Source organism: Roseicyclus salinarum (genome assembly GCF_029624655.1).
Classification (GTDB): domain Bacteria; phylum Pseudomonadota; class Alphaproteobacteria; order Rhodobacterales; family Rhodobacteraceae; genus Roseibacterium; species Roseibacterium salinarum.
This window is the reverse complement of the sequence record NZ_JARRSA010000035.1, coordinates 24,984-39,839: the sequence shown is the minus strand read 5'-3', so window position 1 is coordinate 39,839 and position 14,856 is coordinate 24,984. Positions and strand designations below refer to the sequence as shown.

At 69.4% G+C, this 14,856-nt stretch carries 11 protein-coding genes; 9 read left to right on the top strand and 2 right to left on the bottom strand.

The window, feature by feature from the left end; translation table 11 throughout:
• From P6F26_RS17325 to P6F26_RS17315, 3 genes are all read left to right on the top strand, one after another.
• Nucleotides 1-839 (top strand): efflux RND transporter periplasmic adaptor subunit (locus P6F26_RS17325; RefSeq protein ID WP_278029965.1); only part of this gene is annotated, 839 nt, incomplete at its 5' end.
• Nucleotides 812-2,785 (top strand): site-2 protease family protein, encoded by a 1,974-nt coding sequence (locus tag P6F26_RS17320; protein WP_278029964.1) that lies wholly within the window; start codon nucleotides 812-814, stop codon nucleotides 2,783-2,785. The genes P6F26_RS17325 and P6F26_RS17320, both read left to right, overlap by 28 nt.
• Before the next feature lie 35 nt (nucleotides 2,786-2,820).
• Nucleotides 2,821-5,190: a PAS domain S-box protein gene (locus P6F26_RS17315; protein WP_278029963.1), complete on the top strand. Its 2,370-nt coding sequence runs from the start codon at nucleotides 2,821-2,823 to the stop codon at nucleotides 5,188-5,190.
• Between the two features lie 25 nt (nucleotides 5,191-5,215).
• Here the strand turns inward: P6F26_RS17315 and P6F26_RS17310 are convergent, their stop codons facing one another.
• Nucleotides 5,216-5,794: an acyl-homoserine-lactone synthase gene (locus P6F26_RS17310; RefSeq protein ID WP_278029962.1), complete on the bottom strand. Its 579-nt coding sequence runs from the start codon at nucleotides 5,792-5,794 to the stop codon at nucleotides 5,216-5,218.
• A gap of 574 nt (nucleotides 5,795-6,368) precedes the next feature.
• Here P6F26_RS17310 and P6F26_RS17305 point away from each other — a divergent pair.
• Nucleotides 6,369-6,959 carry a response regulator gene (locus tag P6F26_RS17305; RefSeq protein WP_278029961.1) on the top strand — a complete coding sequence of 197 codons (591 nt, stop codon included), beginning with the start codon at nucleotides 6,369-6,371 and terminating at the stop codon, nucleotides 6,957-6,959.
• A gap of 245 nt (nucleotides 6,960-7,204) precedes the next feature.
• Complete coding sequence (locus tag P6F26_RS17300) at nucleotides 7,205-8,662, top strand: sensor histidine kinase (RefSeq protein ID WP_278029960.1); 1,458 nt, start codon at nucleotides 7,205-7,207, stop codon at nucleotides 8,660-8,662.
• 7 nt (nucleotides 8,663-8,669) lie between these two features.
• Here the strand turns inward: P6F26_RS17300 and P6F26_RS17295 are convergent, their stop codons facing one another.
• Entirely contained in the window at nucleotides 8,670-9,647 is a 978-nt protein-coding gene (locus P6F26_RS17295) for a glycosyltransferase (RefSeq protein ID WP_278029959.1), read from the bottom strand.
• Nucleotides 9,648-9,742: 95 nt separating this feature from the next.
• On the opposite strand from P6F26_RS17295, the gene P6F26_RS17290 reads away from it, so the two are divergent.
• From P6F26_RS17290 to P6F26_RS17275, 4 genes are all read left to right on the top strand, one after another.
• Nucleotides 9,743-11,575, top strand: coding sequence for a hypothetical protein (locus P6F26_RS17290; protein WP_278029958.1), 1,833 nt, complete (start codon nucleotides 9,743-9,745; stop codon nucleotides 11,573-11,575).
• A gap of 15 nt (nucleotides 11,576-11,590) precedes the next feature.
• The gene (locus tag P6F26_RS17285; RefSeq protein WP_278029957.1) at nucleotides 11,591-12,325 is read left to right on the top strand and encodes a class I SAM-dependent methyltransferase; all 735 of its coding nucleotides are present in this window, start codon (nucleotides 11,591-11,593) and stop codon (nucleotides 12,323-12,325) included.
• Nucleotides 12,322-12,696 carry an EamA family transporter gene (locus tag P6F26_RS17280; protein WP_278029956.1) on the top strand — a complete coding sequence of 125 codons (375 nt, stop codon included), beginning with the start codon at nucleotides 12,322-12,324 and terminating at the stop codon, nucleotides 12,694-12,696. The genes P6F26_RS17285 and P6F26_RS17280 overlap by 4 nt, the downstream gene beginning before the upstream one ends.
• Nucleotides 12,697-12,960: 264 nt before the next feature.
• The gene (locus P6F26_RS17275) at nucleotides 12,961-14,850 is read left to right on the top strand and encodes a PAS domain-containing protein (RefSeq protein WP_278029955.1); all 1,890 of its coding nucleotides are present in this window, start codon (nucleotides 12,961-12,963) and stop codon (nucleotides 14,848-14,850) included.
• Nucleotides 14,851-14,856: the final 6 nt, after the last annotated feature.

Genomic DNA, 14,856 nt, shown 5'->3' with positions numbered 1-14,856 from the left:
CGCCGGACGCCGCGCGGCGCCTGCGGCGCGCGGGCGCGCTGGCGGCGGCGCTGGCGCTTGTCCTCTGGCTGGCGTGGCCGGCGCCGCGGGTCGTCACCGCAACCGGTCTCGCGCGCCCGGCCGAGGCCGTGACGGTCGCGCTGCATTTCGACGCCTTCCTGGAGGCCATGGAGGTTTCGGTCGGCGACACCGTGGCGGCGGGCGACGTGATCGCGGAGTTCAACGCCCCCGCTCTGCAAGAGCGCCGGGCGGAGGTCGCGCTCCAGATCCTCGTCGAGGAGGTGTCGGCGCAGTCGGCGCTCGCGCAGAACGACTACGGCGCCTTCGTGCTGTCCGAGCAGCGCATCGCGGCCCAGCAGCGCAGGCTCGACAACATCGACGCGCGCCTCGAGGGCCTGTCCCTGCGCGCTCCGGTCGGCGGGCGGGTCGTGGCCGCGATGAGCCGCGGGCAGACCGGCAGCTTCGTGGCCGCCGGGGAAGAGGTGGCCCTGCTGCAGGAGGCGCCGCGCTTCGCGCTCACGCTGGAGTTCCTGCGCGTCGACGCGCCGCTCGTCGCGCCGGGCCAGCGCGGCGAGGTCTATTTCCGCGGCATCTCGGGCGAGAGCTTTCCCTTCTTGGTCACCACGCCCGTCCTCGTGGAGCGGAACGCCACCTCCGGCGAGGAGCGCCTGACCGCCCGCGCCACGATCGAGGCCGATGACCAGAGCCGGCTTCTGACCGGCCTTTCGGGGTATGGCCGCATCCTGTCCGACCCGGCCCCCCGCGGCCTGAACTTCGCGCGCTACGCCATCGAGTACGTCAAGGTGAGAGCATGGAGCTACCTCGGCCTTCGCTTGTGAACTCGGTCCGCCTGAAGGCGGCGGCCGAGGGACGGCGGATGATCTACCTGCTGCAGGACACGTCCTCGGGGCGGATCTTCACGGCGCGTCGCGAGATGGCGCTTGCGCTGCACCGTCTGCTCGCCCTGCGGCAGGGCAGGGCCGAGGCGCGCGACCTCATCACCGAGGAGGACGGCCGCGAGCTGAACGGCTTTCTCGGCGTCATGCAGCACATGCGCGAGCAGGAGACGCTGGGGCGCAAGCCCTTCAACCCGATTTTCGCGGGTGTGCCCCTTCTGGAGGTCGCACCGCTTCAGCCGGCGCTGGCGGGTCTTGCGCGGGCGGTCGTGCGTCCCGCCGCGCTCGTGCCGGTCCTGCTTCTGGCGCTGGCCTGCCTGTTGCTGGGGCTGCAGAGCGACTGGCAGATCCTCGCGGCATTCCGAAACGTCTTCTCTCTCGAGGCGCTGGTGACGTTCGGCCTGATCGCGCCGGTCCTGAAGGTGGTGCACGAGTTCGGCCATGTCCTCGTGGCCACGCGGCTCGGCGTGCCGGTGCGCAAGGCGGGCCTCTTCTTCATCGCGCTCTACCCCATGCCCTACGTGGACATGAGCGAGGCCGACGTGCGGGTGGGCCGCAGGGGTCGCATCGCGATCACCGCGGCCGGCATCGCGGTGGACGTGACCGTCGGGATGGCGGCCTTCGTCGCCTGGCACTTCTCGGCCGGGACCTACATGCAGACGCTTCTGGGCAACATCTTCGTCTTTTCCACGCTGAACTCGCTTCTGTTCAACGGCAATCCGCTGATCAAGCTCGACGGCTACTTCATCCTCAGCGACGCCATCGGCCAGCGCAACCTCTACGCCCGCGCCTCGGGCCTGCTGACCGAGACGCGCCGGAAGGTGGCGACGCTGGGCCGCGCGGGGCAATGGCCGCGAGGCGGCGGGCAATGGGCGATGCTTGCCTATGCCGTGGCCGCGCTGCTCTACCGGATCAACATCATGGTGGTCATCGCCGCGGCGCTGATCCCGCGACACCTCGGCCTTGGCGCGGTGCTGGCGGCCTGGGGGGCGGTGGTGATGTTCGTCTCCCCACTCCTGCGCGACAGGCCGCCCGGCGCTCCGGCTGACGAGGGCTTCGCCTCGCGGCGCTGGCTGTCCCGGGGGCTCGTCGCCGCGGGGCTCGCCGCGCTGGCCCTGTTCGTCCACGCGCCATTCCGCGTGACAGTCCCCCTGTCTCTGAACGTCGCGGACCATTACCTTGTCACCGCGCGGTCGGCTGGCGTGCTGACCGCGGGGCCGCCGACCCTGCTGGCCGCCGCGCCCGGCACGCTTCTGACGCTGGCCAATCCCACGCTCGACGAGGAGCGGAGCCTGATGCAGGCCGACCTCCAGGGCGCGCGGAGCGTCTTCGAGGCGGTCCGAAGCGCCGATCCCGCTCAGGCGAGGGTGGCGGCGGAACAGATCGCCAACCTCGAGGATCGCGCCGCCATCCTCGACGCGCAGCGCGATGCCCTGAGCCTGCGGCTGACCGCCGACGCGGTCTTCGTGCCGATCGAAGGCGCCGGGCGCGGCCGGTTCCTCGAGCCCGGCCAGCCCGTCGGCATCGCCCTGCCGCGCGCAGGCGACGCGCGGTTGACCGGCGCTTTCCCCGAGCGTTACGTCCGCCTGATGCAGAACGGCCTGCGCGACGCCGAGCTTCGCATGGCGGGCGCCTATTCGACGGTCGATCCCGCGCGCATCGCGCTCGTGCCGATCCCGAGCGTCGATCAGTCGGCGGGCAGCCGGTCCTATGCGCTCCACGTCACGCTGCCGCGTCCGCCGGCCGAGGTCATGGGGCGTCCGGCCGACATCCGCCTGCGCTTCGCCTCGGCCCCGCTGTGGCGTCATGCGCAGTTCGTCGCCGAGGGCGTCGTGGCGCGCTACCGGGACAACCTCCTGATCGACCGGGTCGACTACCTCGAACGCTGATCCGCGCGGCCCGGTTCTTAACGGATGGTTAACCCATGCCGCCGCACTATGGCGCTGGGACATACGGGCTGAACATGATGATGGGCGGGGCATCTCGCGAATTGCTGGACGAGATCGAGCGGGCCTCGGGCATGGGCACATGGGCCGCGGACCTCGGAACCGGCGCGCTGGAATGGTCGGCGCGGGCGCGCGCCATCCACGAGGCGAGCCGTGACGTCGTGCCGTGCATGGCCTCGGCGCTCGCGTTCTATCCCGCACCGGGCCGCGGCGCGCTGGCCGAGGCGGTGCAGGCGTTGCACGACGACGGCAGGCCGCTGGACCTTACGCTGCCCTTCGTCACGGCCACGGGGCGTGCCCGCTGGGTGAGGATCACCGGCGTGTCCGCGTGCGTTGCTTCCGCGCCGCATCGCGTGCACGGCACGATCCGCGACGTGACCGACGAGCGGGCCGACAAGCGGCAGCTTCGCCGCCTTGCCGCGCTGGCCGAGAACACCACCAACGCCGTGATCGTGACAGATGCCGATGGGCTGGTGGAATGGGTCAACACCCCCTGCGAGCGGCTGACGGGCTACAGCCTCGAGGATCTTCGCGGGCGCAAGCCCGGCGACATGCTGCAATGCGAGGACACCGACCCGGCCACCGTCGCGCTGATCGCCGCGCGCCTGGCACGGGCCGAGCCCGTCGATGTGGAGATCCTGAACCGCGACCGGCAGGGGCAGGACTACTGGGTCCAGATGGAGATCATGCCGCTGCGCGATCCCGACGGCAGCCTCGCGGGCTTCGTCGCGATCGAGACCGAGATCACCGAACGCAAATGCGCCGAGAGTGCGCTGGCGCGCGCTGCGCGGCTGGGGCGGATGATCGACGCGAGCCTTAACGAGGTCTTCGTCTTCGACGCCGGGACGCTGCGCTTCGTGGAGGTCAATCTCGGCGCGCGACGCAACCTCGGCTATTCCACCGAGGAACTGACGGCGATGACGCCGCTCGACATCAAGCCCGACATGACGCGGGCGGATTTCGAGGGCGTGATCGGCCCGCTTCTCGGGGGCGAGCGGGACACGATGACCTTCCGCACCAGCCACCGGCGCCGCGACGGCACGACCTATCCCGCCGAGATCCGCCTGCAGCTGATGGGCGGCGACAGGCCCGTCTTCGTGGCGATGGTGCAGGACACGACCGACCGCGACGCCGCCGAGGCCGCGGTGGTCGAGGCGCGCGAACGCGCCGAGGAGGCGAACCGCGCGAAGACGGCGTTTCTCGCCACGATGAGCCACGAGATCCGCACACCCATGAACGGCGTGCTGGGCATGGCCGAGCTTCTTGACGCGTCGCTGACCGATCCCGCGCAGCGTCGGATGCTCGCCGTGATCCGGGAATCCGGCGAGCTGCTGGTGCAGATCATCAACGACATCCTCGATTTGTCCAAGGTCGAGGCCGGCCGCATGACCTTCGAGGAAAAGCCCTTCGACCCCGCCGATCTCGCGCGGCGGGTCGAGGGCATCTACACCTTCAAGGCCTCCGAGCGCCGCATCTCCTTCTCGGCGCGCGTGGCGGGCGAGGCCTGCGGGCCGCGCATCGGCGACGCGCACCGCATCCTCCAGATCCTGCACAACCTGATCGGCAACGCGATCAAGTTCACCGAGCACGGCGAGGTCTTCGTCGTCATCGACGGCGCGCCGGGCCGCCCGCTTCGTTTCGTCGTCTCCGATACCGGCATCGGGATGACGTCCGAGCAGGTGGCGCAGGCCTTCGAGGCCTTTGCGCAGGCCGACAGTTCGACGACCCGGAAATACGGCGGCACCGGCCTTGGCATGTCGATCGTGCGCAGTCTCGTGGCGGGCATGGGGGGCGAGATCGGCATCGAAAGCGCGCCGGGGCGGGGCACGCGGGTCACGGTGACGCTGCCGCTGCCGATGGCCGCGCGGATGCCCGACCGCGAGCGTGCGCCGACCGAAGCCGCCGGGCGGCCGCCGCTGGACGTGTCGGTGCTCGCCGCCGACGACAACGCGGTGAACCGGATGGTGCTCGGCGCGATGCTGGCCCGGCTGGGGGCGCGGGTGACGATGGTCGACGACGGCCCGGACGCCGTCGCGGCCTGGGAGCCCGACGCGTTCGACGCGCTGCTGCTGGACGTCTCGATGCCCGGCATGGACGGTATCGAGGCGCTGGCCGCGATCCGCGAGAGGGAGGCGCGGGCAGGCGCCCCGCCCGCGCCGGCTGTCGCGATCACGGCGCATGTCCTCGATCACCAGGTCCGGGAGATCCTCGGCGGGGGCTTCGCCGCCCACCTTGCCAAGCCCCTCGACCTCGCCAGCCTCGAGGCGGTGCTGCGCGGCCTGTCCGCCGCGCCGCGCGGCGCGACGTTGCCGGGCCGGGGCCCGAGCGCCGTGACGCCTCGGGGCTAGGGACGCCGGCCGCGCGGCGGACGCGTCAGGAACCGTCCTTGCGGCTTGCGATGTGGAACAGCACCGCCTGGCTCCAGGTTCCGTCGATCGAGAAGCGCGCGCCGATCGGGGTCGCGCCCTTGCCCAGCCGCCGCGCCCAGCGCGACCAGATCCCCGGCACGATGCCGAGGATGTAGGACGCGCCGTTCGCGCGCGCGGTTTCGCTCATCTGGTCGAAGAGAATGCTCTGGACGGCGGTTCGGCGCACGGCGGGCACCGCCTCGGTGATGAAGAAGCGCGAGGCCTCCCATACGGCGGGATCGACCGGAGCTTTGAAGAACAGCACGTCGGTGGGAATGTCGGCGAGGGCGCCGTTCTGCGCGTCGCGGAGCATGTAGCTGTAGATGCCGCACGACGCCGTGGTCGGCAGAAGCCGGGCGCCGCCAAGGACCTTGCCGAATTCGTGCAGGATCACCCATCGGCAATGCGGCGTGTCGTATTGGTCGAATTCGAGCCCTTCTGCCTGCTGCACGCTCCAGTGCAGGCGGTCCACGAAGATGGATCGCCGCGCCTCGAGATACTTCACCAGAAGGTCGCCGTGCTCGTGGATCGTCCGGAAGGACATGGTGGTCGCCACGACGTGCCCGGCGCCGTCAGCGGCGGGCTTCGCAGCGTCCTTGGCACCGCCCTTTTCACGGCGTCGCGATGCGGCACTGTTTAAGGACGGCTCAAGATCCGGAAACACCACCCAAGCAGGGTGGGCGGACGACATGGACCGCTCGTCATTCATTAACCTGCTCACTCAAATTTTTTTCTTCACCATGCCCGAATTCCTCAAACGGCTCCATAGGAAGATGTAGGTATCTGCGAAGACTGAGACATTTTCGTTTCGGTCGCATGAGCGGCGGTCCGCCGATACGTCGTGCTTTCGAAGCCATGGCTCACGATGGCGACGCGGCCAGGACGCTGTGGCCGGCCCTGCTGCGCCGCTGGCCACCCAAATTGTTGTAGCTCTCATGGAAACCGCGGCCACGGAAATGCCGGAAAGCTTCCTTTATGCGGGATAAATGCCATCGATCTGCCCCATGCGGGTCAAACGGTCCGGCTACTTGCACAGGAACCCGGCAGCCACCGGGGCGACGGATGCGGGGGCGGAGGCGGATGGTGCCGGCCGTGGCTGCGCGTGTGGAGGTTTCGTCATGACCGATGTTGGATGCGGCTCCGGCCAGGTCCCTCCGCGCATTCTCGTCGTCGACGACGAGCCGGACCTCCTTCAGCTTCTCGGCGTGGCGATGACTTCGCTTCGGTCCTACGAGGTCACGCTCGCAAGCTCCGCTTCGGCCGCGCTGCGGCACGTCTCCGGGGCGCACAGGCCCTTCGACGTCCTCGTCCTCGACATGCAGATGCCGAAGATGGGCGGTCTTGAGTTGCTGGACCGGATCCGCAGGAACCCGCGCCATGCCGATGCGGCCGTCATCATGCTCACGGCAATGTGCGACAAGGAGCATGTCCAGGCGGCCTGGAGCAAGGGCATCTTCGACTACGTCACGAAGCCTTTCGATTACGACGATGTGCTTCACCGCATCGATGCGGCGTGCGGCATCAGGCCGGGCGGAGGCGGCGGCGCGGCCAACGCGGTGCAGGAGCCGGAGGCGCCTCTGCGCGACGTGCCCGAGGGCGACCCCGAGGAAGGTGGCAGGCTGCGGCGGCGCTGGGACGATCTCCGCCGCGTCGCGGGGCGTGCCGCCGGGAGAGCGCGGGCACCGGCTCCGGCAGGCTTCGTGTCGTAGCCAGAACCGCCCGCAGGCGGGGACGGCAGCCCCGAAAACCGCCACAGTCTCATCACGATTTCACCCGAGTCCGGCTGATAATGATTAACGGATGAACGGGCGTGCTTTCGACAGCCGTTCGCGATGCGGGTCCATGGACCGTCAGACCCGAGGCGGATCGGTGCGCCGATCGAAGTCTCGGGGGGATGGACAAGGCCGGAACGAGACGCAGATAGCGGAGGATGGAGGCGGGCAGCCTGACGTGAATGAGTGACCGCGATGAAACACCGACGGACGAGGCGGGGATGACGCCGCCGAACCTCCGTGACAGCGAAACGGACGGCGCTACGGACAGCGAGCGGCTGCTGCAGAATCTTCGCGATTATGCTGCGGCCATCTTCACGCTGCTCTGGCAGCGCCAGGCCATCTTCGCGGCCGTGGCGGTTCTGACGGCATTCTTCTTCGATCCGTTCCGCGCCGCGCTGTTCTACGGCGTGATCATCCTTTGCGACGTCATCGACCTGACGATCGCAAGGCGCGTCTCGCGGATCGAGGCCCACGACACGCGCGCCGTCAGGGTCTGCTTCGGCTGGGTCATGGCGAACACCCTGCTCAGCACCTTCGCGATCGCGGGCTACGTCGTCTGGGTGGCAAGCATGCAGGAAACCGGCGGCCAGTTCACGCCGCTGTTCTTCCTGTTCGCCGCGGCGCTCTTCGCGGCGATGAACAACCACCAGGTCGTCTGGGCGCTCGCCATCAGGCTGACGGTCTACGGGCTGGCCTTCCTCTACATCTCGGTGAAGGACCTGTGGATCTACCGTCCCGAGATGACGTCCGAGCTGTGGTTGCAGTTCTTCACGGTCGTCTTCGTGATGTACTTCCTGATCGACTGTTCGCTCGTCTTCCTGCGGCTCTACCGCCGGAACCTGCGCCAGCTGGCCGAGCTGCGCGACGAGCACGAGCGCACCAAGGCCGCCCTCGTGGTCAAGTCGCAGTTCGTGTCGATCGTCAGCCACGAGCTGCGCACGCCGCTCACCTCGATCAAGGGCTCGCTCGACCTGATCAATTCCGAGAAGCTGGGACCGGTCCCGCCGCACATCGCCTCGCTTCTGGAAATGGCGAGCAAGAACAGCAAGCGCCTGGCGCACCTGATCGACGACCTGCTGGACCTCCAGAAGATCGAGGCCGGCGAGATGAAGTTCAAGCGCGAGCTGGTGAACGTGCAGGCGCTGGTCGCGGACGCGGTCGCAGGCAATTTCGGCCTTGCCGAGAAATACAAGGTCACGCTCAGGACCGAGACTTCGGATGTCGCGCCGCTGTTCGTGATGGCCGACGAGTCCCGGATGATGCAGGTTCTGTCGAACATGATCTCGAACGCCGCGAAGTTCTCGCACGAGGGCGGCGAGGTCGCGGTCGGCTCCTCGCTGTCGGACGACCGGATCAGGATCTACGTCAGGGACCACGGCGTGGGCATCCCCGAAGGCTCGCGGGACAAGGTGTTCGAACGGTTCACGCAGCTCGACTCGTCCGACCAGCGGCAGGCGGGGGGCACCGGCCTCGGCATGAACATCTCGCGCGAGATCGTGGAATCCTTCGGTGGCGTCATCGACTACGACAGCGAAGTGGGCGTCGGCTCGACTTTCTACATCGAGCTTCCGGCGATCCCGGCCAAGGACAGCGGCCTCGACGCGGACGTGCGCCTGCCTCGGGCCGCCAACGGCTGACGCGGGCCTATTCGGCCGCCCGAACCGCGCCGCCTTCGGCGGTCACGGGCTCGAAGCGCCTGATGGCGAGCGCGGCGAGCCTCTTGCGCTCGAGCCGGCCGCGCGCGACGCTGTCGAGGATCAGCCCGCAGGTGAACAGCAGGAACGCCAGGATCATCAACGCCATGGTCAGCATCCAGGTCGGCATCCGGTCCACCAGCCCGGTCTCGAAGTAGTCGTTCAGAACCGGGATGCCGAAGATGAACGAGGCGAACAGCGCGACGAGCGCGAAGGCGCTGAAGAAGGTCAGCGGCTTCACCTCCTTCATCAAAAGCAGGAACGCCGACAGGATCCGCGTGCCGTCGTGGAAGGTCGACAGCTTCGAGCGCGACCCCTCGGGCCGCTTGCCGTAGCTGACCGGCATCTCCGCCACGGGCAGGCGCAGCTGGAGCGCGTGCACGGAAAGCTCGGTCTCGATCTCGAACCCGGTCGAAAGCGCGGGAAACGACTTGGCGAAACGGCGGCTGAACACCCTGTAGCCCGACAGGATGTCCTCGTAGCCGTCGCCGAAGATGCTGCGGAAGATCGCGTTGAAGATCCTGTTGCCGAAGGCGTGGCCCGCGCGCCCGGCGTCCTGCGTGACGCCTTCGCGGCGCCCGATCACCATGTCGAGACGATCCTCCACGAGCCTGCGCACGAGCGCCGGCGCCTCGTGCGCGGCGTAGGTGCCGTCTCCGTCGGCCATGACGTAGACGTCGGCCTCGATGTCGGCGAAGGCGGTGCCCACGACGTTGCCCTTGCCCCGGCGCTGCACGGCCACCACTTCGGCGCCGGCCTCGCGCGCGCGCTCGGCGGTCCGGTCGGTGGAGAGGTTGTCGTAGACGACGATGCGCGCGCTGGGCAGCGCGGCGCGAAATTCGCGCACCAGAGGCCCGATCGTCATCTCCTCGTTGAGGCAGGGCAGGAAGACGGCGATGCGCGCGTTGCCGAAGCTCGGTTCTGTCATCAATCCACCTGCTTCACAAAGATTGTTTCACGCGCGCGCCCTCATTTCGCCAAAGTATCGGATTGATCTGGCGCTGGGCAACAAGGGACCTCGTGATGGGCTCGAATTCCGCGACGATGCGGACGGATGCGCAACGCGGCCAGCAGGGCGCGGGGCAGGGGCTATGGGCCCCGGTCCTCGCCGGGTGGGCCTTCTGCGCGCTGCCTGCGCTTGTCGCGCTGTGGCTCGATGGCGGGGACCTGCGGCTCGGCACCGACGACGCCATGCGGCTCGTGCAGGTGCGCGACCTCATGGCGGGGCAGGGCTGGTTCGATCCCGTGCAGCCGCGCCTCGGGCCGGAGGGCGGCACGGCCATGCACTGGTCGCGCCTCGTCGATCTTCCAATCGCCGCCCTCATCGCGCTGTTCGGCCCCCTCGCGGGGCAGCCCGGCGCCGAGCGGGCGGCGGCGATCCTCTGGCCGGTCCTCGTGCTGCTTCCCGCCGTCCTCGTCATGGCCGCCGCCGCCCGCAGGCTCGGCGGGCGCGACGCGGCCTGGGCGGCGGCGCTTCTGACGGGGGCGGCGATGGCCCATGCCGGCAAGCACGACCCCGGCGCGCTCGACCATCACAACGTGCAGCTCACGCTTCTTGCCGTGGTCATCGCGGGCCTCGCCCTGGCGCCGCGAAGCCCGCGCTGGGCCGCGCTTGCGGGTGCGGCCGCGGCGCTGAGCCTCGGCGTCGGCATCGAGCGTGCGCCCGTGCTCGCCGCCTTCGGCGCGGCCTTCGCCCTTGCGTGGGTCGCCGCGCCCTCGCGGCTCTCGCGCTCCGCCACGGCCTTCGGCCTCTCGCTCTCGGGGATGCTGGCCGCGGTCTTCGTGGCCACGGCGCCCGCGATGGCCTACGCGGGCGGCTACTGCGACGCGCTTTCGCGGGACATGGCGCTTCCGGTCCTGTCGGGCGGTCTGGGGCTTGCGGCGATGGGCGCGGCACTGTCCGGCCGTGCCGCGCCCGTGCGGATCGGCGCGCTGGCCTGCGTGGCGGCCGTCGCGTTGGGCATGACGGCACTGGTGGCGCCCGCCTGCTTCTCCAATCCCGTGGACCAGATCGACCCGTTTCTCCGCGAGGCGTGGCTCGACAAGGTGGCCGAGACACGGACCCTGTCCGAGGCGCTGGCACAGATCCCGGAATACATCGTGCCGGCGTGGCTGGCGGGGGCCGCGGGGCTTGTCGCCGCGATCTCCCTCATGCTGCGCGGGGCGCGCGACAGGCCCGGCTGGGCGATCGTGGCCGCGGGTCTGATTTCGGCCGGGGCGATCGCGGCCTACCAGATGCGCGCGACATCGTCGCTTCCGGTGTTCGCAATTCTGCCCGTCTCGGTGCTGGCGGCGGCGCTGTTCCACGAGAACCTCGCGCGGGGGCGGCGGGCCTGCGGTCTCGCGGCAATCGCGCTGGTCGCCGTGTCGGTGCCGGGCGCCTCGGTGCCCATCGTCGCGAGCTTTCCGACCCGCGCCGCACCCGGATCGGAAGGTGCGCCGTCCGAGGCCGCGATCCTCGCGGACCTGCGGACGTGCTACGCCCCCGGCACCTACCGCGCGCTTGCGGCGCGCCCGCCGGGTGTCGTCTCGGCAAGCTCGAACCTCGGGGCGCACATCCTGCTGGAAAGCCCGCACCGCGTCCTTTCCGCGCCCTACCACCGCAACGAGGCGGGCATGATCGCGCAGCTGCGCATCGCCCGCGCCGAACCCGCCGAGGCCGAACGGCTCCTGCGCCGCCACGGCGTCGATTACGTCGCGATCTGCGACGGCGACCCCGAGACGCGCCTGCCGCCCGGCAGCGCGCATCCCGGTCTTTATCCCGCGCTCCTGCGCGGCGAGGTGCCGGCCTATCTCGCGCGCCTTCCCGTATCGCCCGAGAGCCCCTTGCGGCTATACGCCGTTCTGCCGGACTGAAAGGAGAGCCGCGCCATGCGCCGCGAAACGACCAACCGCATCCGCTTCGTGCTCGAGGACCTCCTGCCGCCGGTCCTGCGCGACAGCGCGGCCTTCCACTGGCTCGCCAGGCAGGCCTGGGGCGGGCATGTCACGCGACTGGCCGAGTTCCGCGCCCGCGCTCCCTTCCTGACCGAAGCGGAATACGAGGCGCTCTATCGCGAGCATCCGCGGGTCCACGACGGAACCGACAATTCGCGCGCCTGCATCGCGCGCATCGCGCGCGACGTCACGGGCGACAGCCTGTGCGATGTCGGCTGCGGCACCGGCGCGCTTCTGCGGCGCATCCACGAGGCCCGGCCCGAAATCACGCGCCTGACGGGCGTCGATTTCGTGGTCGAGGACGCGGCCCAGATCGAGGGCGTGGACTACGTCGCGGCCCGCATCGAGGACCTGCCATTCGAGGACGGCGCCTTCAACACCGTGGTCTGCACCCATGTCATCGAGCATGTGCTGGACTACCGGCGCGCCATCGCCGAGCTGCGCCGCATCGCGCGCAAGCGGGTCATCATCGTGGTCCCGCGCGAGCGGGAATACCGCTACGCCTTCAACCCGCATTTCAACTTCTTCCCCTACACGCACAGTTTCCTGCGCGCGGTCCACCCCAGCCCCGAGGCGCATGTCTGCGAGGATATCGGCCGCGACATCTACTATTGCGAGGATCGCCCAGACCCCGGCCCGGCGGCCGCCTCGCGGGAGCGGGCGGCATGAGCGCGGGCGCGCCCGTGGCGCTACTGTGGGTCGGGATTCTTCTGACTCCGGTCATGATCTCTGCGGGGCAGGTCCTGTTCAAGCTGACCGGGGGCCGGATCGACGGGCGCGGAGCCACCGGCGTCGCGGGCATCCTGCGCACGCTCGCCGACCCCTATCTCCTGCTCGCCTTCGCGATCTACGGCTCGGCCACGATCCTCTGGGTCTACGTCCTCAGGCACATGCCGCTGTCGCAGGCCTATCCGTTCATGGCGCTCAGCTTCGTGCTGGTCCCGCTGGCCTCGCTGGTGGTCTTCGGCGAGACCCTGGGCCTGCGCTACTGGATCGGGGCCGGATTGATCGTGGCGGGAATGGTCGTGATAAACGCCTGACGCGGAAAGGGGGCAGGCCTGCGCCCGCGTCCCGCCGCGGCGCGGAGGCTGGCACCTCCGCGCGAGCCCTTGCCGTCGAGCGCAGCCGTTGGCCCCCCCTCCTGTCCGGGGACGTGTCCGCGTGCCGCTTCCGCCACGTGGCTCGGGGCTGCCCTTGACCGCACCGGCTCCCGTCTCCAGAGGCGGCGCATCGCGCCGTCCGGGCACCTGGCGCTTTTCTGCGCGCGTCCGTCCTGCTACACCATTCCTCCTCGGGAGGACGCGATGCCCTCAAAGGTCGACCAGGAAACGCGCGCGCCGTCCATGCGCGAAGTCCAGCACCGGGCCGTGGCCGAGCTTGGCCGCCTCGCGCTCGAGGGTCGTTCCCTTGACATGCTTCTGGAGCGCGCCGTGCAGGAGCTGGGCAGGTGCCTCGACGTCGAGTACGTGTCCCTTCTCGGCCTGTCCCCGGATGGCCGCACGATGACGGTGCGCGCCGGCATCGGCTGGAAGCCCGGCGTCGTCGGAAGATCCACGATCGCCACCGATGCCGGGACGCAGGCGGGATACACGCTGTCGCAGGAAGACCCCGTCGTGGTGAGCGACTTCGTGACCGAGACCCGGCTGAAGCCCTCTCCGCTTCTGGTCGAGCATGGCATCACCTGCGGCGCAAGCATCGTGGTGGGGCCCACCGACAATCCATGGGGCATCCTCGGCATCCACGATTCGCGCACCGACAGGTGCAGCTTCGACGACTACGACCTCGATTTCATCCGCTCGGTCGCCAACATCGTGTGGCTGTCGATCCGCAACGTCCGCGACCGCGAGGAGGCCGAGCGCGAGCGGCGCGCGCTGAGGTCCTTCGCCGACGCCATGCCGATCCTCTTTTCCGTCGTGAACGCCGATGGCCGTTACGAGTTCGTGAACAAGGCATACCGCAGTTTCGGCTGGGCCCCCTCGGCGATCATCGGGCGCCGTGTGGCCGACGTCCTCGGCGAGGAGGTCTATCAGAAGGTGGAGCCGCACGCGAAGCAGGCGCTCGCGGGGCATGTGGTCAGTTTCGAAAACCGGATTGTCGTCGGCCCGGACGGCGAGAGGCGCGACGTCCTCGCGACCTTCGCCCCGCGCCACAACCTCTACGGAGAGACCGACGGATACTACGCTGCCGTCGTGGACATCTCCGACCAGAAGCGCCGCCAGCGCGAGGTCCTCGAGCGCAACCAGCAATACCGCGCCATCGCGGATTCCATTCCCTACGGCATCTGGACCTGCGATCCCGCGGGCCGGCTGACATATGTGAGCGAGTCCTTCCTGGAAGTGGTCGAGCTGACCTTCGAGGAAGCGGCCGATTTCGGCTGGCTGTCCAAGCTTCTGCCCGAGGACGCGGCGGCGACGCGCGAGGCGTGGAGCGCCTGCGTGGAAAGGCGCGGCAACTGGGAACGCGAGCACCGGTTCGTCGGCAGCAGCGGCAGCCGCCACGACATTCTGGCCATCGCCCGGCCGGTTTTCGACGAGGAGGGCGAGCTGTTCGGTTATGTCGGCCTCAACCTCGACATAACCGACCGCAAGCGCCGCGAGGAGACGCTCGCCCTCGTCTCGGCCGAGCTGGACCACCGGGTCAAGAACATCTTCTCGCTCGTCATCACCATCGCGCGGCAGGCGTCGCGCTCGGCCAAGGATGTCGATGCGTTCCGCGACAGTTTCGAGGGACGGCTGCGCGCGCTCGCCTCGGCGCACCAGCTCATCGCCGAGAACCAGTGGCAGGACATGTCCTTGTGCCGGCTCGTCAAGGCAGAGCTGGCGCCCTATGGCGGGCCGGACACGTCGCGCTGGACCGTCGAGGGGCCATTGCTGAAGCTGCCGGTCGCCGCGGTCCAGCCGCTGGCTCTGGCGCTGCACGAACTTGCAACGAACGCCGCGAAATATGGCGCTTTTTCGGGACCGGAGGGAACCGTTTCGGTTCGCTGGAGCTTGTCGTCAGACGGCGCGCTCGATCTTGTGTGGGAAGAGGCCGGTCTGACAGGCATCTCGCCGCCGAAGGAAACGGGCTTCGGCTCGCGCGTGCTGCAACAGGTTCTGGTGATGCAACTCGGCGCCGAGGTGTCGGTCGATTTTCGGGAGACGGGGCTGAGGGTCGGGATCGTGTTGCCGCCCGACGGCATCCGGGAGGAATGACGGGAG